The sequence below is a fragment of the Actinomadura rubrobrunea NBRC 15275 genome (genome assembly GCF_001552235.1).
In the GTDB taxonomy this organism is placed as follows: Bacteria; Actinomycetota; Actinomycetes; order Streptosporangiales; family Streptosporangiaceae; genus Spirillospora; species Spirillospora viridilutea.
The window spans coordinates 37,187-56,704 of record NZ_BCQU01000041.1 but is presented as its reverse complement, the minus strand read 5'-3'; the positions used below and the strand labels follow the sequence as shown (position 1 = coordinate 56,704).

The 19,518-nt window shown below is 67.1% G+C and carries 15 protein-coding genes and 1 pseudogene; 9 read left to right on the top strand and 7 right to left on the bottom strand.

Going from position 1 to position 19,518, the window contains the following annotated elements; all coding sequences use genetic code 11:
* From AR3_RS30595 to AR3_RS30590, 5 genes and pseudogenes are all read right to left on the bottom strand, one after another.
* A pseudogene (locus AR3_RS30595) lies at nucleotides 1–505 on the bottom strand (tyrosine-type recombinase/integrase); the annotation flags it as partial.
* Nucleotides 502–855 (bottom strand): helix-turn-helix domain-containing protein, encoded by a 354-nt coding sequence (locus tag AR3_RS29695; RefSeq protein WP_083951531.1) that lies wholly within the window; start codon nucleotides 853–855, stop codon nucleotides 502–504. The gene AR3_RS29695 and the pseudogene AR3_RS30595, both read right to left, overlap by 4 nt.
* Before the next feature lie 123 nt (nucleotides 856–978).
* The gene (locus AR3_RS14850; protein ID WP_067914586.1) at nucleotides 979–1,530 is read right to left on the bottom strand and encodes a recombinase family protein; all 552 of its coding nucleotides are present in this window, start codon (nucleotides 1,528–1,530) and stop codon (nucleotides 979–981) included.
* Nucleotides 1,531–1,933: 403 nt separating this feature from the next.
* On the bottom strand, nucleotides 1,934–2,842 hold the full coding sequence (locus tag AR3_RS14845; RefSeq protein WP_083951530.1) for a TRM11 family SAM-dependent methyltransferase: 909 nt from the start codon (nucleotides 2,840–2,842) through the stop codon (nucleotides 1,934–1,936).
* Nucleotides 2,839–3,690, bottom strand: a complete 852-nt coding sequence (locus tag AR3_RS30590) for a hypothetical protein (RefSeq protein WP_169803839.1) — start codon at nucleotides 3,688–3,690, stop codon at nucleotides 2,839–2,841. The genes AR3_RS14845 and AR3_RS30590 overlap by 4 nt, the downstream gene beginning before the upstream one ends.
* Before the next feature lie 498 nt (nucleotides 3,691–4,188).
* Between AR3_RS30590 and AR3_RS14840 the strand changes: the two genes are divergently transcribed.
* From AR3_RS14840 to AR3_RS29690, 9 genes are all read left to right on the top strand, one after another.
* Nucleotides 4,189–4,980: a hypothetical protein gene (locus AR3_RS14840; RefSeq protein WP_067914584.1), complete on the top strand. Its 792-nt coding sequence runs from the start codon at nucleotides 4,189–4,191 to the stop codon at nucleotides 4,978–4,980.
* A 261-nt stretch (nucleotides 4,981–5,241) separates the two neighbouring features.
* Nucleotides 5,242–5,556 (top strand): pilin, encoded by a 315-nt coding sequence (locus AR3_RS14835; protein WP_245637889.1) that lies wholly within the window; start codon nucleotides 5,242–5,244, stop codon nucleotides 5,554–5,556.
* 219 nt (nucleotides 5,557–5,775) lie between these two features.
* Entirely contained in the window at nucleotides 5,776–7,272 is a 1,497-nt protein-coding gene (locus AR3_RS14830) for a TrbL/VirB6 family protein (RefSeq protein WP_067914582.1), read from the top strand.
* On the top strand, nucleotides 7,269–8,231 hold the full coding sequence (locus tag AR3_RS14825) for a PrgI family protein (RefSeq protein ID WP_067914580.1): 963 nt from the start codon (nucleotides 7,269–7,271) through the stop codon (nucleotides 8,229–8,231). The genes AR3_RS14830 and AR3_RS14825 overlap by 4 nt, the downstream gene beginning before the upstream one ends.
* 139 nt (nucleotides 8,232–8,370) lie before the next feature.
* Nucleotides 8,371–10,110, top strand: coding sequence for a VirB4 family type IV secretion system protein (locus AR3_RS14820; protein ID WP_067914578.1), 1,740 nt, complete (start codon nucleotides 8,371–8,373; stop codon nucleotides 10,108–10,110).
* A gap of 473 nt (nucleotides 10,111–10,583) precedes the next feature.
* The gene (locus AR3_RS14815) at nucleotides 10,584–12,551 is read left to right on the top strand and encodes a DUF8128 domain-containing protein (protein WP_245637888.1); all 1,968 of its coding nucleotides are present in this window, start codon (nucleotides 10,584–10,586) and stop codon (nucleotides 12,549–12,551) included.
* A complete protein-coding gene (locus AR3_RS14810) occupies nucleotides 12,548–13,453 on the top strand; it encodes a replication-relaxation family protein (RefSeq protein WP_083951528.1) in 906 nt (301 codons plus the stop codon). The genes AR3_RS14815 and AR3_RS14810 overlap by 4 nt, the downstream gene beginning before the upstream one ends.
* 4 nt (nucleotides 13,454–13,457) lie before the next feature.
* On the top strand, nucleotides 13,458–14,405 hold the full coding sequence (locus AR3_RS14805; RefSeq protein WP_067914574.1) for a C40 family peptidase: 948 nt from the start codon (nucleotides 13,458–13,460) through the stop codon (nucleotides 14,403–14,405).
* A gap of 94 nt (nucleotides 14,406–14,499) precedes the next feature.
* The gene (locus tag AR3_RS29690; RefSeq protein ID WP_083951532.1) at nucleotides 14,500–16,476 is read left to right on the top strand and encodes a pentapeptide repeat-containing protein; all 1,977 of its coding nucleotides are present in this window, start codon (nucleotides 14,500–14,502) and stop codon (nucleotides 16,474–16,476) included.
* Between the two features lie 161 nt (nucleotides 16,477–16,637).
* Here AR3_RS29690 and AR3_RS14800 read toward each other — a convergent pair whose 3' ends face one another.
* Together AR3_RS14800 and AR3_RS14795 are read right to left on the bottom strand one after the other, a co-directional pair.
* Nucleotides 16,638–18,356, bottom strand: coding sequence for a vWA domain-containing protein (locus tag AR3_RS14800; protein ID WP_067914572.1), 1,719 nt, complete (start codon nucleotides 18,354–18,356; stop codon nucleotides 16,638–16,640).
* Nucleotides 18,357–18,389: 33 nt separating this feature from the next.
* On the bottom strand, nucleotides 18,390–19,421 hold the full coding sequence (locus tag AR3_RS14795) for an AAA family ATPase (protein WP_227023390.1): 1,032 nt from the start codon (nucleotides 19,419–19,421) through the stop codon (nucleotides 18,390–18,392).
* Between the last annotated feature and the right edge of the window lie 97 nt (nucleotides 19,422–19,518).

The window sequence follows — 19,518 nt, the reverse complement described above, 5'->3', positions numbered from 1 at the left end:
CCCCCAGGTGGGGCTTCAGGTAGAGGTGGATGTGATTGGCGTAGCTGCGACGCGTGCTCTCACGAAGGGCCTTGCGCCCGGCCAGCCACTGGTCCAGGTACTCCCCTACCGTGATCGTTTGCGAAAGGTCCTGGCCGGCCCGAACCTTGCGCCGCACCTCCTCAGCAGCGGGGAGCTGCTTGGTCGCCCGGACAGTGGCCACGATCAGGTCAGCGATCTGCACAGCGATGGCGGCGTCGTCCGCCGCGATGGCGAGCAGTTCCTTGACCTGATTCATCTCCGCCTCGGCGGCGTCCTGACTGGCGTATCCGCCGCGTCGCAGAGGGCCACGCCGACTGCCATCACTATTGGGTGGCAGCTCCAGCTGGTAGCTCCAGGTGCCATGAGTGGTGCTCCATCGGCCGTCGGCGCGGCGCAGCTTCGGGCACCGATTCCCCAGCCTCTTTCCCGTCTCGTTCCGGCACCCGCAGATCTTGAAGGTGCGCCCTTTGGCGGCCATGCTCATCTGTCCTTTCGCCGCGATGCCGACCGCCGCGAGCGTCTCGCGGTTTCCATGCCGAGGAATGTCTGAAGGTCAGTGGTGCGGACCCGGTAGCTGCGCCCCACCCGCCAGACACGGCATGGGAACTGGCCGGTACGAGCCAGCTGGTAGGCCTTGGTGCGCCCGATTCCCAGCGCGCGACTGGCCGTGAGCAGGTCGATGGTCACGGGCAGGTTGCGGACCTCTTCGGCTGACAAACCACGAGTCTTGGTGTGTCGGCAGCGCCGACGCGGCCGCCTTGTCGAACATTGAGGACGCTCGAGGCGTTGACGGCAAGCACGGCCGTGGTCGGTCTTGGTGGAGGGATCGGTCATGCAGCCTCCCTTCGCCGAGTCTGTGAGTGATCGCATGGAGTCGAGAACAGGCAGCTCGGCCGTACCGAATGGCCACTAGAGCCGTCCGGTACGGCCGGCTAGCTCGGAGAACTGCTCAGCCCATCATTGGTCCGCACTTCGAAGCCGCGGGATGGACGTGCCGGTGACGACCTTGACGAGCAGCAGCTGGGCCAGGTCGTCAGGATCGAGCGCACCCTCGATGCCTGGAGCCCACAGCGTCTTGTGATGCTGGCGCAGGAGTTCGACGACGTCCCACACGCTGGTGCTGCCGAAGGTGGCGGCGCTGAGGTCGCCGATCACCACGGCGTCGAAGGTGTCGGTGGTGAGGGCGTCGATGAGCGCGCGGGCGTGGGGCCGCTGTCCCCAGGGCCGGTGGGTATCCGGTGGGATGTCGGCGGTCCAGTGACGGGTGTAGGTGTCGAAGAACTCGGCGACGATCTGTCCGCCGCACTGCTTGATCACCTCCTGGGCGACGGCGCGTTGCTGGGCACGCTGCACGTGGGTGATACGGCCGGTTTCCGCGCGTTGCGGCGTGCAACCGTAGAAGGCGAACCGCACCGTCCCACGTGTCTTGTCGGTGTGAAGCTCGGTTCCGTTCTGGTCCGGGTGGTCGGTCTTCCGGACCGTGCCGCCATCTGGCCTGATGGATGACATGGCTCTTCCGTTCGATCGTTGCTGTCGCATCTCGTGACCACTCCGTGCATGAACGTCCGAACCTGGCTGCACGGAAGAGAGCGGACGCGCTCTCGTGGCTTGCGGCAAGGTGGGGTGTCCCGCAAAGCGCCGTGCACCGGTCCCTCACCGTGACGACATCGGAGGAGGCCAAGGACACGGCAGGCCTCGCCGTCAGGCGATCATGCGAACGGCGACGGTCACGTGCGCATGCACGCTCACCTCACCCGTGAGCGTCAAGGCTCCATCAGGGCCCCACTTCTCCATGACGCCGCCTCTTCGCCAGTGCGCGCGAGCCTGCCACTACAGGAAGCGGCAGCAGCAATCCGTCCGGATTCAGCGGCGATTCCGTCGGCGGACAACGTCTGCAATGGGATCGGTGCACTCACTCGGAGTTTGTGTGGAGGTCGGTGATGCGTTGGAACAGCAGCAGGTCCTCGTGTGCAGTCGCGCAGGCAGGGATGCCTTTGTCTCGGGCGCGGCGGGTCTCGAGCATCTGGAAGAAGGAAGCCCGATTGACGAGGCGGCCGTCCCGCAGTCCGCACAGCAGGGCCACGAGCCGATCGGTCAACACCAGCCCGGAACGTTCCGCGGTCTCGACGACACGTCCGGGAAGATCGATCAGCTCGCCTCTGACGCGGATGGTGCGAACAGTGACGGCGACCACCCCGAAGGGTTGAAGCAGCTCAGCACAGCCGGCCAGGATGCGTCCGAATCCGGTCAGCAGTTCCTCGAGGCCGCAGTGGGCGAGGTTGCCCGGGTCGCTGGAGTAACGGTAGTTGGTCTTCTTGATCTGTCCACCGCCGTTGTCCCGTCTGGTTCTGACTTGCCCGTGCGTGTGAGACCCATAGGGCGGCGACGTCAGCACCAGCGCGACCTTGCCTCGCAGTTCGGCGAACACAGCGGTGATGTTGCGCGCATCTCCGCACACCACCCGTGCCGTCCCCGTCGCGCCTTGGACTTCGGCGTGTTGAAGATTCCGCGACGTCAGGTGCGCAAAGTCGGATTCGTACTCCATGCCTGCGGCGTCGCGGCCCAGGTGGATCGCCTCCACCAGCGTCGTTCCGATCCCGCACATGGGGTCGAGAACCAGGTCGCCAGGGTCGGTGTAGTCGGTGATGACGTGGGCGGCTATGGCGGGCAGCATGCGGGCCGGGTGCTTCATCGACTCGGGCACGTACCGGCCTTGGCGCTGCTGTCGGGAGGGTCGTTGTGCGGTAGCAAGAACCGAGAGTCTTGGACGGGCCGATCGGCACGGTTCCTTCGCTGACCGCTGGGCGGCGGCGTTCCTCATCGGTCTGCCCCTTTGCCGCCGGCACGGGTTGCGGGTGGTTTGGTGAACAGGCACACATCGGCATGCACGCTGACGGCCGGCGGCAAGGCGCGCGATTTGGTGTCACGAAGCTGTGCCACTTGTGTAGGGCTGGCTTGTACGAGCAGTTCGTCGCCTTGGACAGGGACACGCAGGGCGATGACGTGCTGGGAGTATCGAAATCCGAGTGTTCTGGCCTGCCGGATGATCTGGGGTGCCGGGTCGACCAAGCGTCCCTTCTCGTGCCGGGATGTGGTGATCAGGGCGAGGTGGCCGCCGCGGCGCAGGATGCGCCAGGCCGCCAAGAGGAAGCCGTCGATGCGCAGTTCGCTGCCGGTCAAGGCGTCCGACAGGCAGCCCGGGCACCGACCTGCACTGGTCGGACTGCCCAGAGAGTATGGGGGCGGTGCCGCGATCACCAGGGCCACCTCGCCGGCGTAATCTGCCAGACCGCGATGCATCTGATCGGGTCGGCAGGGACGCATCGCGATCCGTGACAGCTGCTGTGGTGAGCAGTCGGCGCGAAGGCGTCCACCGATGTACCGAGCCAGCGGGAGATGGGGTACGCAGGCGATCGCCCGCCGGTCGAGTTCGGCGGCTGCGCGAAGGGTGGCGTCGCTGGAGGTGAAGGCCTCCGCCACGACAGCATCTTGAGGCGTGCATGTGGAGATCAGCTGGCGGGCGAGCTCGGTCCCCACGGCTCGCGTGTGGCGCAGACACAGCTCAGCCCGCTGGTGATCTTGGCCTGCCGTGGTGGTGCCCGCTTCGTAGGCGGTGTCGGGACACAGCCAGACCGTCAGTGGTAGCAGCTGCCGATTCTTGGCGTTCACGCCCGCTCGCCGGTTGTTCGGGTTCGAGGACCCGAAGCTGGATGGCGTATTCATCATGCGGTGACCCGGAGCGGTCGCTCGATCCCTGTCGCACCTCTGAAAGCCCTGCCGGGCAGACTCATTCCGGGCGTCCCTCGTAAAGAGTCCGCCAACCACCTGGACGAATCACCAGAGCAGGGCGCTTGCCCCCTCAACGCCTAAGACAGGCATTTCTCCTCGATGCGTGAGGGCGGTACCGGCGAATTAACAATGCTTTACGAACGTGCATTGACGCTGCAGTCGTGGCTGGTCAGGTCGGGGTTTGGGACTTGTTCTGTGTTTACTCAAGGCCCCGGTCGCCTCTTCCGCGCCCGAGGTTCTGCAGGTCAGAGGTGAAGTTGAGGGCTGCAGGATCAGAGCGAGCCCACCGAAGCGGTCCCGAAAAGATCCCGAGATAGTCCCGAACGAGGGTGGAGGACTGGCGGCGTCCGATCCACTCTCAGCATTGAGGGGTCTGTCATGCACTCCAACCTCACCTCGAATGAGCAGCAGTACGACTCCGCGTGGTGCAATGCACTTGATCTCGCCGACCAACACTTCGATCTCCTGGTGAGCGGCCCGTCGCCACTGGCCCTCGATGGGACGGTGATCGGGCATGGTCTTCCGGCCCGGGACATCGATCTGCGGGAACTACGGGCGCTACTGCTGCATCCGGCCACGGACCTGTCCGCGCGCGACGCCGCCTGGCGGGAACTGGTCCGCCGCTCCCGATCGGATGGGCCGGCGTGGACGATCGGCTGTGTCGGGGTGGCCATGCCCGGGCTCAAGCAGATCGCCGCACGTCTACTGCGCGGCCTGACCGCGGCGCACGCCGAGGACGTCATCTCCTCGCTCCTGACCGCCTTCGTCTCCGGTCTGGCCAGCGTCGACCTGGAGCGTCACTCGGTGGCTCCGCGGTTGTTGTGGGCGGCCAAACGCGCCGCCGTGAAGACCCGCCGCCAGGCGGCCGACTGCGTTCCTCTCCTCGACGAGACGCTGTCGGCGGTCGCTCCGCGTCCGGTAGGCGGGCATGAGGATCTGGTGCTCGCCGACGCCGTCCGTCAAGGCGTCATCACCCGCGAGGAAGCGGAGCTGATCGGGGTCACGCGGTTGGAGAAGGTTCCACTGAGCGCCTTTGCCCGTGAGCGTGGTGAGGTGCCGCGACGCTTGTACGACCGGCGTGCGCGGGCCGAGAAACGGCTCACCGCGGCCATTCAGGACGGCAAAGTCACGTCCAATTCTGGTGGCCTGGATCGGAATCTCTACTGGTAGCCGGGCTTTCAGAGGGCGACGAGGAAGTCCGCGGGCATCGCGACGGTCCGGCTGAGACGGCCACTCGATCCCCGTTGCACACCGCTCCTCCGAGAACCTCGAAGGAGGACACCCGCAAGCCTGGCCATCGCGGCCTGCGGACTTTCCCTGCCCTGGGCGTTTCCTTGCTCGTCAACTCGTGGGAGTTGCTCAATGCAGACAGATTCGTCCCGGCGGCGCCCGGCGCGCCGAGGGGTGAGCTGGGTTCGTCTCACCGGTGCCGTGGCGCTGTGGTCTGCCGGTATCGGCTCCTGGGTGGCGTTGGTGCCGCAGGTGGCCGGCGCGGCCACGAACTTGGTCGCGGTCGCCGACCTCAACCAGGTGATCACCAATCTGCGGAACGTGCTGGTCGGCCTGTTGGTGGGGTTGGCGACGCTGTTCGCGACCATCGGCGGCGTCCGCTACATCTTGGCCGGAGGCGATCCCGGCGAAGTGGAGGCGACCAAAAAGACGCTCAGGCACGCCGCGCTGGGCTACGGCATCGCGGTTCTGGCCCCCGTGCTGGTGCAGATTCTGAGAAAGATCGTGGGGGCATGAATGGCCGGCCCTCGTCCCCGGTGTCGGGTCCTCCTGGTGATGGTCCTGGCCGGCATGATCGGTGCCGCGCTGCTCGTCACCGGTGTCACTCCAGGCCTCTCGCGGGCTGCCGCAGCCAGCGCGGGAGTGCACATGGCGGCCACACCCGCGTCGCCCGAGCCGTCACCGACCGCACCGGCCGGCAGTCTGAACTCCCCACCAGCGCAGACGCCTGGGACCGTGGAGCCGAAGGTGCAGGCCCCTGGCTCCTCGCACGACAACATCGGCACACCGCGCAAGAAGTGCGGCTTCGCCGACCTTGCGTGCATGGCCGGCGACGCGGTCACCGGATGGTTTCGGGACCTGGTGGAGTCGGCGTCCAAGCCGACCTTCGCGTTCCTGTCGACCACCGTGCTGGGCACGCCCGAAATCGACTCGCCGGAGATGAAGCGAGCCCGGGAGCTGTGGGGCACCTCTCAGTGGATCGCCAACACCTGCTTCCTCTTGATGGTCACCATCACCGGGATCCTGCTCATGGCGGGCCAGTCCCTGCCAGGCGAGTTGTCTCCCAAGGAGCTGCTGCCACGGCTGCTGCTGGCGTTTCTGGCCTCGAACCTCAGCCTGATTCTCATCGGGCACGGAATCTTGCTGGCCAACGGACTTGCCAAGGCGTTCCTGACCGCCGGAGGAAACAAGATCGACCCGGCGCAGGCCGGTACGGTTCTCGGCAACGGTGTCGAGGCGTCCATCAACACCGTCGGCACCTTCTTCGTCCTCGTCGCCTTGGTGGCAGTGGCCTTGGCGCTGATCGTGGCGTTCATCTACGTCGCCCGGCTGGCCATCACCATGGTGCTGATCGCCGCCGCGCCACTGGCCCTGATGTTCCACGCCCTGCCCATGACGGACGGAATCGCACGGCTGTGGTGGCGCGGGATCACCGGGATGCTCGCCATCCAGGTCTGCCAATCACTGGTCCTGGTCTCCGCGCTCCAGGTGCTGTTCGCCGATACCAAGGACGACGGCCCCTTCCACGGCGTTCCGACCACCGAGCAAGACCTGATCGACGTACTTCTGGTGATCTGCCTGCTGTGGGTCATGATCCGCATTCCGTCCTGGGTGGCCCGCACCATCTGGCGCTCGGCTCAGCCGCGCATGCTCGGGCAGCTGGTCAGATCGTTTCTGGTGTACCGGACGGTCAGCGCGGCGATCAGCACCGTCGGACGGGCGGTGCGTGGTGGCCGAGCCACCCACACGGGCAAGCACCGGGGCGGGCCGGGCGGTGGTCCGCGTTCCCGTCCTGGGCCGGGCGGGTGGCAGCCGGGAGGCGGCCCTGGCAGCAGCCCTGGAGGCACCGCTGGCAATCCCAGGCCACGTCATCCTGGCGGGGGCCCGACGCCGGCCAACAGGCACAGCGGTGACCAACCGGAGCGGCGCCACCGCAGCCATTACGGACGGCATCACACAGGTCCACAGCACGGGCATCGAGGCGAGCGTCCACGTCCAGAGCACCGACGCGACCACAGGGCTCCCGGTGCAAGACCGCACCCCGCACAGCCGCAGGCGACGTACGGAACACCGGCCAAGCGAGTCCCGCATGCCCAGCCAAGCGCTCGGGCTGCTGCAGACGGTGGTCGGCGGCAGAGGGCGTTTCCACCAGCACAGCGCGGCACCAGACCCGCACGGCATGTGGTGTTGCGGCTTGACCGGCCGCGGCGCCGGAGAGGAGGCAGGCGATGACCACGCCGGACGACGAGCTGCTGGTCGCCAAGATCCCTGCTGATGTGGAGATGCCCGACAAGCTCATCGCGGGGTTGACGGCCCGACAGGCGCTCATCCTGGGCGGCACAGGACTACTGGCCGCATGGGTGTATCTCCTCGCCCAGGATCACCTTCCCCTACCTGTGATCGCAGCTGTGGTGTTCCCCATGGTCGCCGTCGGTTGCGCGCTCGCGCTCGGACGCCGCGACGGGCTGAGCCTGGACCGGCTCGTTCTCGCTGGCCTCCATCACATGCGTCATCGCAAGGCGCTGGTCGCCGCACCCGAGGGAGTGGCACCGCTCCCAGCGTGGTGCAAGCTGCGCGGACGAATGCCAGGCCCGCTGAAGCTTCCAGTCCGCGCGATCCGTGAGGACGGCGTCATTGAGCTTGCCGACGGCGGGACCGCCATCCTCGTACGCGCCGGAACGGTGTCGTTCACGCTACGCACCCCGGCGGAACAGGCGTCGCTGGTGGCGATGTTCGGGCGGTGGCTGAACTCGCTGGACGCACCCGTACAGATCCTGGTGCAGGCACGGTCGGCCGACCTGGGCGGACTCATCGATCGGCTCGAAGACACCGCTCCTCAGCTGGCGCATCCAGCTCTTGAGCAGGCCGCACTCGAACACGCTGGCTACCTGCGGGAACTGAACACCTCGCGTGACCTGCTGATCCGGCATGTGCTCTTGGTGCTCCGCGAGCAGCCCGAGGCCAGGCCGGTGCGGCGCAGCCGCGCCCGCGACGTCACCGCCAATCTGCTGGCCCGCCGCGCGGAGAACGCCGTGCGGTCGCTGTCGGCCATCGGCATCAACGCCGAGGTACTGCACGCGCGGGCCTGCATCGAGATCCTGTCCAATGCCCTTTCACCGGGAGAAGCCAGGCCACCTGGACTCGCCGGCCCTCACGACACCATCACCGCCGCGGAAGCGGACGACCGCTGATCGTCGCAGAACCTCGCTGCCTTCACACCACTACGCCACGTGGGCCAGGAGTCCCGCCAAGCATGGAAGCGGTGTCTCGATGAAGATTCCTTCGTCCCTGTCCCGGTTCGGCCGTCCCGCTGTCCAGCACCGACCACGGTTGGCCGACTTTCTCGGGCCGTCAGCACTTCGGGTCGGTTCTCGGCGCGTTCAGCTCCCCGAAGGCATGTGCGCGTCCTTCGCGATAACCGGCTACCCGCGAGAGGTCGGTGCGGGATGGCTGGAACCCCTGCTGACCTACCCCGGTCATCTGGACCTTTCCCTGCACATCGAACCGATCCCGCCGATGGTCGCCGTGCAGCGGCTACGCCGTCAGCTCGCCCGGCTGGAGTCCTCGTCGCGTTCCGACGCCCAGGCCGGGCGGCTGACCGACTTCGCCGCCGAAGCCGCCGCCGACGACGCAGCCGAACTGTCCGCCGCGCTGGCGCGCGGCCACGGAAAGCTGTTTCGCGTCGGCCTCTACCTGACCGTCCACGCCCCCGACCAGGACACCCTCGACGGCGAAGTCCAGCAGGTCCGCGCCCTGGCGGCATCGCTGCTGCTGGACGCGCAACCCACCACGTTCCGGGCCCTGCAAGGCTGGGTCACCACCCTGCCGCTGGGCACCGATCCCCTCAGACTGCGGCGGACCTTCGACACCAGCGCGCTGGCAGCCAGCTTCCCCTTCGTCTCCCCAGACCTGGCCGCCCCCGTCGGCGATACCGCCGTGCTCTACGGGCTGAACCTTTCGAGTTCCGGCGTCGTGGTCTGGGATCGCTTCGCCCAGGACAACCACAACTCCGTCACCATCGCCCGCTCCGGCGCCGGCAAGTCCTACTTCACCAAACTCGAACTTCTCCGGCTGCTCTACCAAGGCGTCGAAGTCGCCGTCGTGGACCCGGAGGACGAGTACCGGCGTCTGTGCGAGGCGGTCGGCGGCACCCGCCTGCCACTGGGCGCCGAGGGCGAGTGCTTCAACCCCTTCGACCTTCCCGCAGCGCACGGCCAAGACGCTTTGACCCGCCGGGCGCTGTTCTGCCAGACCCTGGTCTCCACGATGATCGGGGAGCCCCTGGCTTCCGACGCTCGCGCGGCCCTGGACCGTGCAGTGGTGGCCGCCTACGCGGCCAAGGGCATCACCGCCGACCCCCGGACCTGGAAACGCCCCGCTCCGCTGCTTGCCGACCTCGTCGCACAGCTCCACGAAGACAGCGGCTCCGAAGCGGTTGAGCTGGCCGGACGGCTGGAGCCCTACGTCAGCGGTTCCTATCGGAGTCTGTTCGCCGGTCCGACGACGACCAAGCCGGACGGACACCTCATCGTCTTCTCTCTCCGGGACTTGCCCGACGAGGTGAAGTCGGTCGGGGTGCTGCTGGCTCTGGACGCCATCTGGCGGCGCGTCGCCAACCCCAACGACCGCCGCAAGCGCTTGGTCGTGGTGGACGAGGCGTGGCTGCTGATGAAGGAAGCCGAAGGTGCCAAGTTCCTCTACCGACTCGCCAAGTCCGCTCGTAAGCACTGGGCCGGGCTAGCGGTCGTCACCCAGGACGCCGCCGACCTGCTCTCCAGCGAACTGGGACAGGCTGTGGTGTCCAATGCCGCCACTCAAGTCCTGCTCCGGCAATCCCCGCAGGCCATCCAAGCCGTTGCCGACGCCTTCAACCTTTCCGACGGCGAAAAGGCATTCCTGTTGTCCGCCGACCGAGGCGAGGGCCTGCTGTGCGGCGGAACCGCCGGCGACCGAGCCGCCTTCTACAGCGAAGCGTCTCCCGCCGAGCACAATCTCGTCACCACCAACCCCGCCGAACTGGCCGAACTCGAAGCATCCGGCCTCGAGAACGACGAGGCAGACCCACTGTGACCAGGCCAGCCCACGTCCTACCCGACCTGCTGGACAACCCGCAGCAGTTCATTGACCTCATCGCGGACCACGGCCCCACCCTCGCGGCCATCACATTCGCCAGCAGCACCGGGTTCTACGGCGCGCGGTCCTTGGTCTGGCGTTGGCGGAGCAACAGGCTCAGGCAAGGCGCCCGCGTCATTCAGATCTCCCTGCCACCCGTGGTAGAGCCGTCCAGCGCTTCAGGATGGTGGGCTCACCAGGCAGGACTGCTCCGCCCCGCGTGGAAACGCCTGCTGCTCGGTCAACCCCATGTCGGCTTCGAGTACGTCGCCGACGCCGCTGGCGTCCGGATCCAGGTCTGGGTGCCCGGCACGGTGCCGCCGGGCATGGTCGAGAAGACGGTCCGGGCAGCGTGGCCGGGTGCCACCGTCAAGACCGAACCGGCCACACCGCCCATCCCCGTATCCGCGGCCTCGGTCGGCGGCTGCCTCGTGCCAGCCCGACCGGAGCACTTCCCGCTGGCCAGCGATCATGACGCCGACCCGCTGCGGGCACTGCTCTCGGCGGTCTCGGGCCTCGGCCAAGGCGAGTACGCCGCCGTGCAGATCCTGGCCCGCCCGGTCACCGGCCGCCGACTCGCGCGCGCCCACCGAGCCGCAGCCGCCCTGCGCGGAGGACGCTCCCGCGCGCCCCAAGCGTGGCTCTTCGATCTGATCAGCCCGGGCATGTCGGGCTACTCCCGCGCCGACGAGCTGACACGCATGCATCCCGAACGCGCCGACCAGGTCCGCGCGATCCTGACCAAGGCCGCCCAGCCGCGCTTCGAAGCGCAGATACGCTACGCTGTCGCCACCGACTCCCGCCCCGAAGCCGCCGCGCGCGGCTGGCTACGCGGACACGCCCACACCCTCGCCTCCACCTTCGCGCTCTACAGCTCCGCACACCAGCACCTCAAACGCCGCAGACTCCACCGCCCCGCCGCCCACCTCACCTCCCGCCGACTGGGCCGCGGCTTCCTCCTGTCGGCGGACGAGCTGGCGGCACTCGCTCATCTCCCCCTCGACCCCGACGCGCCTGGAGTAACCCGCGCCGGAGCCCGCCCGGTGGCACCCTCACCCGCCATCCCCTCCTCGGGCAACGTCCGGATACTCGGCGATGCCGACACCGGCCACCCGCGTCCCGTAGCCCTCTCCGTCGAGGCGGCGCGCCAGCACGTCCACGTCCTCGGCGAAACCGGCGTCGGCAAGTCCACCCTGCTCGCCTCGATGATCCTCTCCGACGCCGAAGCAGGCAGAGGCGCCCTGGTGATCGACCCAAAAGGCGACCTGATCGTCGACGTCCTCGACCGTCTCCCGTCCAAGGCCGTCAACCGCACGGTCCTGTTCGACCCCTCCGACGCGGCACCGCCTCCATCAGTGAACGTCCTCGCCGGCCCCGACCCCGCGTTCGCCGTCGACTCGATCATCACGATCTTCCGCCGCTGCTTCTCCTCCGCCTGGGGACCCCGGCTGGACGATCTGATGCGCTCGGCCTGCCTCACCCTCACCCGCGTCAACGGCCCCAAAGCGACCCTGGCGCAAGTCCCCCGCCTGCTCACCGACACCCCGTACCGCGCCCGGATCACCGCCCAGCTCAACGACGAACTGCTGTCCGGCTTCTGGGCCGACTACGACCAACTCTCCCCAGCCAGCCGCGCAGCCGTCGTCGGGCCCGTCCTCAACAAGCTCCGCGCCGTCCTGCTCCGCCCCTTCGTCCGAGACGCCCTCTCCTCCAGCGAATCCACCGTCGACATCGGCCGGCACCTCGACTCCGGCGGCATCATCCTGGCCCGCCTCCCCAAAGGCGTCCTCGGCGAAGACGCCGCACGCCTCCTCGGCTCCCTGCTCCTGGCCCACACCTGGCAGGCCGTCACCCGCCGCGCCAACGTCCCCGAAGACCAGCGCCCGGACGCGGCAGCCTACGTCGACGAGTGCCACAACTTCCTCAACCTGCCCGGCTCCATCGCCGACGTGCTCGCCGAGGCCCGCGGCTACCGCCTCTCCCTCGTCCTGGCCCACCAGCACCTCACCCAACTCCCCAAAGACCTGCGTGAGGCGCTGTCTGCCGACGCCCGCAACAAGCTCTACTTCGCCGCCTCCCCCGAAGACGCCTCCGACCTGGCGCGACACGTCACACCCCTGCTGTCCGCCCATGACCTGGCCCACCTCGGCGCCTACCAAGTCGCCGCACGCCTGGTCACCGGCGCCGAACAAACCCGCGCCTTCACCTTCCGCACCCGCCCCCTCCCACCCGCAACCCCCGGACGCCAAGACGCCGTACGAACAGCCGCCCGCCGCTGGTCAACCCCGACCACACGCCCCACGACCCCCACGACACCCCGCACCAAGCGCCTTCTCGCCGACCCCCGTCACCGGACGAGCCACAGCACCGCACCCAACCGACCGAGGAGGCGCGAATGACCCGACCCGCCACCAGATCACGCAAGCCCAGCACCACCCCACCGCCCCGGGTGACGGCCGAACTGCTCGCCGACCTCGCCCGCCGCCTCACCGACCGCGACCGGGACATCCTCGAACTGGTCTGGGAGCACCGCGTCCTGACCACCCACCAGCTCACCGCCATCTTCTTCTCCAGCGCCACCAAAGCACGCCACCGGCTCCTGGAGCTGTACCGAATGGCGGCACTGGAACGCATGCAACCCTGGACCCCGATCGGAACACTGCCCTGGCACTGGGTCCTCGGCCCCGCCGGCGCCCACGTCCTCGCCGCACAACGCGGCATCGACCTTGCCGAGCTGGGCTACCGCCGCACCACCGCACTCAGTGTCTGCCACTCCCGCCAGCTCGGCCACCTGGTCGGCGTGAACGACTTCTTCGCCGCCCTCCACCGCCACGCCCGGACACGCACCGACGGCACCCAGCTCGCCGCATGGTGGTCCCAACGCCGCTGCGCCGCACTGTGGGGCGACCTCGTACGCCCCGACGCCTTCGGCCACTGGATCGAACCCAACGCCCGCGGAGAACAAGCGGGACTCGACTTCTTCCTCGAACACGACACCGGCAGCGAACCCCTAACCCAAGTCGCCGCCAAGCTCGACGGCTACACCGCCCTCGCCGAATCCAGCGGCATCTCAACCATCGTGCTCTTCTGGCTCCCCAGCACCGCCCGCGAAGCCAACCTCCGCACACACCTCACCGAACAACCCCGCCCAGTCCCCGTCGCAACCGCCGTCCAGACCCCGCTCACTCACCCACAAGGCCCAGTCGGCCCACTGTGGCTGCCGCTCACCTCACCCGGCCCCCGCCTCCGACTCGCCGAACTCGCCGACGCCGAAGAACTCGCCCACCCCGGCGAGAGGTGACCCGTTGAACATCCTCCTCGGTGCGCTTGCGGTCACCTTGCTCCTGATCGTCGCCCTGCTCGCGGGCCTCACCGGCGCCATGACCTCCCGCCAGGACACATTCCCCGCGTCCTGCGCCCCGCCCGGCCGAGCGGTGGCCGACATCCCCGGCAACTACCTAGCGCTCTACCGTCAGGCAGCCGCCAAGTACGGCGTGCCATGGGAGGTGTTGGCCGCGATCGGCAAGGCCGAATCCGACCACGGCCGATCCCGCCTCCCCGGCATCCGCTCCGGCGAAAACCACGCCGGAGCAGGAGGCCCCATGCAGTTCCTATCGACCACCTGGCGAACCTTCGGCGTCGACGGCGACCACGACGGGCGCAAAGACCGCTACAACCCCGCCGACGCCATCCCCGCAGCCGCCCGCTACCTCAAACACAACGGAGCCCCCAAGAAACTGCGAACAGCGATCTTCCGCTACAACCACTCCCACGACTACGTGACCAAAGTCCTCGCACAAGCCCGCGCCTACGCCAAAGCCCCCGGCGCCACCGCACCCCCGGCAGCCTGCACCGCGCCCGCCCTACCGGCGAACGCCGTCGCGGCAAAGGTCGTCGCCTACGCCCATGCCCAACTCGGCAAGCCCTACGTATGGGGAGCCGAAGGCCCCGACGCCTTCGACTGCTCCGGCCTCACCTTCGCCGCCTACCGCGCCGCCGGCATCACCCTCCCCCGCGTCTCCGGCGACCAATGGAAGCACACACCCCACATCCCCAAAGGCCAAGAACAGCCCGGCGACCTCGTCTTCTTCAACTCCGGCCCCGGCACCTCCCCCGACAACCCCGGCCACGTCGGCATCGTCATCGCCCCAGGCAAGATGATCGCCGCCCCACACCGAGGCACCGTCGTCCAGATCCAGTCCTACAACCGCCGCACCTTGATCGGCTTCTCCCGTCCCACCACGCACCGGTGACCTATGCCGTTCCGAAACCGCGGCCGCCTTCTCGCAGGCCGCCCCCCATCCGGACAGGAACGCAGGAGGTTACCCGTCGCTATATGGTGTCGGCATGGTCAAGCGGCACGGGCAGGAGCAGATGGCAAGCCCATACTCAACGGGCGGAGGCGGTTCCGTCCTGGAACATCGCTACGGTGCTGTTCTACTCAGTCACCTTCTCATAGGTGATCCCATACCCGAGTTGGGCGCAGATGCAGATCCTATATCCATACGCTTTCAAGACAAAATTTCTAGCCCCGTAGATGACTTGGTTGCGGTCGGCCGCACCCCCGACGGTGCCGAAAGATGGCTGTCAATCGGTGTACGTCGAGCACCGAAGTTCACGAGAAGCGAAGCACCTACTGCTGACCTACTAGTGTCTTACCTACGAGTGGTCAGCGCTAACTGGGAAGAGGTCTCCGCTGGTCGTTGGCGCCTTGGCTTGGCTGTAGCCAGTCCCAATCAAGCTGTCCAACAGATCCGTGAACTTGCTGTCATCGCGCGAGATCAGCCCGATAATGCAGCCTTCCGCACTGCAGTCACAACACCCGGACGAATCAGTCAGGATGTTCGAGACAGACTTACCCATTTTGATGCACTGACCAAAAAGGCCGCCGACAAGACGAAAGAGCTTCCGGCCTCAATCGAGACAGCTGAGCTGAGTTGGCGTATACTGCACGCTCTTTGGGTGAGGGAACTTCGACTAGAAGGAGTGGATGAAACTGATGCGAGCTTTACTGTCGCACGCCTACGGAACATCGTCCCCGATGGCAGCGTGACTGCAGCCAACGACCTATTCAGGGCCCTGGAAAATCTTTCCCGCCGTTATGCCACTTCAGGCGCCAAAGTAACAGAGACAATGCTGCGACAGCATCTCTCTGGCATGAGGATCCAGACGACCATCATTGACTGGCCCTTTTCCTCCACTCCGCCCACAACTCAGGAGAAGCCGAAGGAGCGGCCATCTAACAACTCTGCAGCACACGGCGCCACCGAGGAGGGAACCGAAGATGCAGCAACAGACTTTACTGCAACTCTCGATGGATTTCCTAACGCCGCCAGCAGCTCACACATTCTCGCACAGTTCCAGAGCGCAGCATATGCACTCACCGAGCGAAACGATCGGACTTGGAGACCAGCACTCGACACAGTAGAGCTCATCGGGGAACTGTATCCAAAGATGCGCCAACGAGTGATCAACCTATTTTGCACCCTTCTACGCTGCCCCACCGACTCGCACGATGCCACGTTTCGCAAGGAAGTCCAGGCTGTGCTGTGCCGCCAACTCAGTGGACCTCTTACCCTATTGGGCGCTGATCGCCAAGGCGATCAGTGGACAAATCTGAATCTAGATCTGCACGGGGCCCGTTTGACAGACTTCCAACTTGAAGGCGCCCAAATAGGAAAGCTGGACTTCCCCGGCGCCCACCTCGATGGCGAAACAAGCTTTTCAGAGACCATCTTCGTAGACCATGCCAATTTTTCCAACACAACCTTTGCAGGACAAACGTATTTCGCAAGATGCCAATTCAATGACGGAGCAGACTTCAGCGGATCCTCATTCCTGGAATGCAGTTTTGGCAGGTCAAAGTTCAAAGGAATAGCCAACTTCGGCAATTCGCACCACACGCAAGAGGCATCATTTAGGATGATACTATTGAATGATACAGGAATCTTTGATAATGCCAATTTCTGTGATGGTGCGACGTTCGAAGGAAGCGACTTTAGAGGTGATGTGCGTTTCGTTGACACAAACTTCGGCCCTTTGGGACACTTCGAGTCCGTTGCCTTCCACCAAGGGGTACGATTCAATCGCGCCCGTGCAACACAATTCGATTTTCATGAAGCAGTAAATCTTGGTGGGGCGATACACTCGACCAACTGGCCGAGCGGATGGATGTCTTTCGACATGACGTGTGCTGCAATCGTCGAAGACGAGCATGAGCGAAAAGCGCTCGTTGAGCCGTGCACAACTTGTCGACATCGAAGCGAATGTCGCCTAGCAGAGAATGCAAAGCAGCGACTCGAGGAAGATTTCTTCGGTCAGTAGCCATCAGCACGCAATGGGGGTGGACGGGGGAGCGCACGTCAGGCTGGGTCGGCCGGGTAAAGCTATATCTCCCCACATTCGGGCAGCTGCCCTGCGGGTGGCGTGGTGCGGATACGGAGGGCGAGGCATGCAGGTTGGGCGGCCCCGTCCCGGAACGCGGATTAGGCGTTGCGGAGGGCTTGGGCGGCGGCTTGGCCGATGGTGTCGGCGGCCGTGGCGGGGTCAGCCAGGGTGACCAATTGGGTGCCCTTCATGGGGTGTGCGCGCTTGTCGAGGGCGAGCCACAGGACGGCGCACCCGGCGGCGGTGAGGCGGTTGATGCGTTGCTGGCCTGCGGTGCGTTGGTGGGTGGTGTAGATGCCGTCAGAGACGACGACCAGGAGGCGGGCGGCACCGGGGCGGCTGAGGTCAAGTGCGGCGTCGAGTGCTTCTACGGCCTCGATGAAGTCTTCGGTGGAGTCGGTCGCGGTGAACTCGGCAACGCGGGTCGGGGTCCGGCCGGGGCGGGTGATCGGCCGTACCTTCGCCCCGTAGATGACAGTGGCCGAGCGCGCGTCGGGGACGTGGGCGGCGGCGCGGGCGAGGATCCAGGCGGCCGACGCGACGGGGGTCGCGACGGCGTTCATGGAGCCGGAGACGTCGCAGGCGATGCCGACGCGCAGGGGCGGTGTGGGGACGTGGCGTCGGACGGTCCTGATGAATGGTTCGGCGGTCGGGGTGACGCCGGCGGCTCGCTGGGCGTCGGCGGCCAACGCCTCGCGCATCCGCAGGCGGCCGGGTGGGGTGGCGGAGGTGTGGGTGGTGGTGGTTCGTTCGCGGTGTGCGGCTGCTCGTAGCCGACGGGCCAGGCGGCGGGCGGCGGCCTGCTCGTCGGGGCGTGGCGGGCGGGTGCGTTTGATGGCGGTCGGTCCGCGGCGGCCGGTGTCGGTGTGGGTTGCGCCGAAGACGCGGCGGGCGGCGCGTTCGGCGGCGTCGCGCGCGTCCCGTTCCCGCTGGCGCGGGTTGGGTTCGGGCGAGGCACTGCGGGAGGTCTCGGCGATCGTAACGGTGGTCACGGTAGACGTGATCGCTTCGGCCAGCGCAGAGGGTTCTTCGGACTCGCCCGTGGCGCCTGGTGTGGGAGTGGGTGCGGGTTGGTCGGGGTCGGTGCCGACGATGGCGCACCAACGGCGGCCGAGGTCGAGCATTGTCTCGTGGTCGTCGTCGGCGGTGATGTGCGCGATGTGCCACAGGGCCGCGAGGGCGCTGAGGCGGCTGGCTCCGAGGATCTTGGTGATGGTGGCGGCCAGCGCGGCGGTTTCGTCGTGGTCGAGGATTCCGGCGTCGGTGCGGGCGAGCAGGAGTCCGGCGGCGCGGGCGGCGTTCCACGGGGTCATTGCCGTGGCGGACGGTGCCGGGCCGCCGGAGGCGGTGGTGAAGTCGGCCAGGACGAGGTGACTGGCGGCCGCGCGCAGCCAGCGCCGGTCGGCGGGGCGGCGTCGTATCTGAGCGGCTTCAATGCGCGATTCTTCGAGGGTCATCGCAGCGTCTACATGGGCGGCGGGCGTTCCGTTGGGAGTGGCCCAGCAGCTGTGGCGGGCGTGCGCGGCTTCGTGGACGAGGACACCCCACAACGCGGGGTAGCGGTTGCGATCGGCCGGGCGGGATGGGTCGCAGGTGGCGGGGTCGTGGCCAAGGTGTGTGCCGTCCAGCTCGACGGTGGCCAGGGCGGGAATGAAGCATCCCGGGGCGCCGCGTCCGAGTCCTGGGGCGCAGGTGACTGTAAGGTCTTCGCGGTCGGCCAGGTCAGTGACCGCCTCAGTGAGGGCGGCGGACAGTTTCAACCATGAGCCGCGCGGGTCGGCGGTCGGGGTTGGTGCGGCGATCAGGTGTGCCGTCATGTTGTCGTCCCCTCCGGTAGTGGCGCGTGTGGGTCAGAGTTGGTGGCCGAGGGCCAGCGGGGCGATGGTGCGGCCGTAGATGGAACTGATGACCTCGGCGACAACGTCGCGGTCTTCTTCGGGAGCGATACCGAGAAGGTTGGCGATGGCCGCATCGGTGCCGAGGACACTGGCGACCTTCTGAAAGGCGATCAGCTCGCGCAGCTGGGGCGCCCAACCGATCTCGCCCGAGTTCTGCCGGTGGGCCAGATTGCGCGCTACCCTGACGGCCTTGGAATCGATCTTGAGCCTGCGGGCCAGGTCGTAGTCGGTGGAGACCTTGATCTGCACGGCGAACCGGCTGGCCAGCGCTTCGGTGAGCACTGCACCGTGTACGCCGGGGTTGTGCCCGGCGATCACATAGAAGCCATCGGCGGCGCTGATCGTTTCGCCCTTGTGCGTCTTGACGGTGATCTGGCGTCGGCCGTCCATGGCGGGATAGACGACGGCCAGGACCTTCGGCGAGATGAGGGTGGCGTCGTCAATGAACAGGCATCGGCCTACGGTCATCGCGGTGACCAGCGGTCCGTACACGAACTCATAGCCGCCGCCCGGTGTCTGGGTGTACTCGCCGATGAAATCTGCGACGGCGGTGTCCCCATCCCCCGCCACCGTGATCAGGTCGGGGAAGGCCGCCTCCACCAGGGACGTCTTGCCAGTGCCGGGCGGACCGTACAACAGCGCGGGGATGGACGCGTCACGCAGGCGGCGCAGGGCCGTCACGTCGGGCAGGTCGGCCAGCTGCCGCGGGTGGTAGGTCTGGCCATTCGGGCGTGGTACCGGGGCCGGGTTGTGCGTGGTGCCGGTTGCCAGGCTTTCCTTCGATGGCGAGCTTGCTGATGTGTGCGGCGTCGCCGTGGTGGACGGGGTGGCCTGCGGTGAGGACGACGCATGCGGAGTGGCTTTTGTGGGACTGGGGCTAACCGTGGCGCTGGTGGTGGTCGCCGTGGCGCGGAACCGACGCGGCTTGGTGTTGACCTGCTCTGCATGGCCCCGTGCGGCCAAGGTTTCCAGGGCATTGCCCACGGCTCCGGCCGATCGGCCGAGGGCTCGGGCGATCTCGCCCGGGGTAAACGCCGTGCCAGGGTGGGTTGCCAGATGAACGGCGACTCTGCGGCGGAGT

Bases quoted from the DNA above. Each gene is read 5' to 3' on its own strand.
- AR3_RS14810 (WP_083951528.1), top strand. From the start codon at position 12,548: ATGACCCGACCCGCCACCAGATCACGCAAGCCCAGCACCACCCCACCG.
- AR3_RS14800 (WP_067914572.1), bottom strand. From the start codon at position 18,356: ATGACGGCACACCTGATCGCCGCACCAACCCCGACCGCCGACCCGCGC.
- AR3_RS14840 (WP_067914584.1), top strand. From the start codon at position 4,189: ATGCACTCCAACCTCACCTCGAATGAGCAGCAGTACGACTCCGCGTGG.
- AR3_RS14845 (WP_083951530.1), bottom strand. From the start codon at position 2,842: ATGAGGAACGCCGCCGCCCAGCGGTCAGCGAAGGAACCGTGCCGATCG.
- AR3_RS14850 (WP_067914586.1), bottom strand. From the start codon at position 1,530: ATGTCATCCATCAGGCCAGATGGCGGCACGGTCCGGAAGACCGACCAC.
- AR3_RS29695 (WP_083951531.1), bottom strand. From the start codon at position 855: ATGACCGATCCCTCCACCAAGACCGACCACGGCCGTGCTTGCCGTCAA.
- AR3_RS29690 (WP_083951532.1), top strand. From the start codon at position 14,500: ATGGTCAAGCGGCACGGGCAGGAGCAGATGGCAAGCCCATACTCAACG.
- AR3_RS14825 (WP_067914580.1), top strand. From the start codon at position 7,269: ATGACCACGCCGGACGACGAGCTGCTGGTCGCCAAGATCCCTGCTGAT.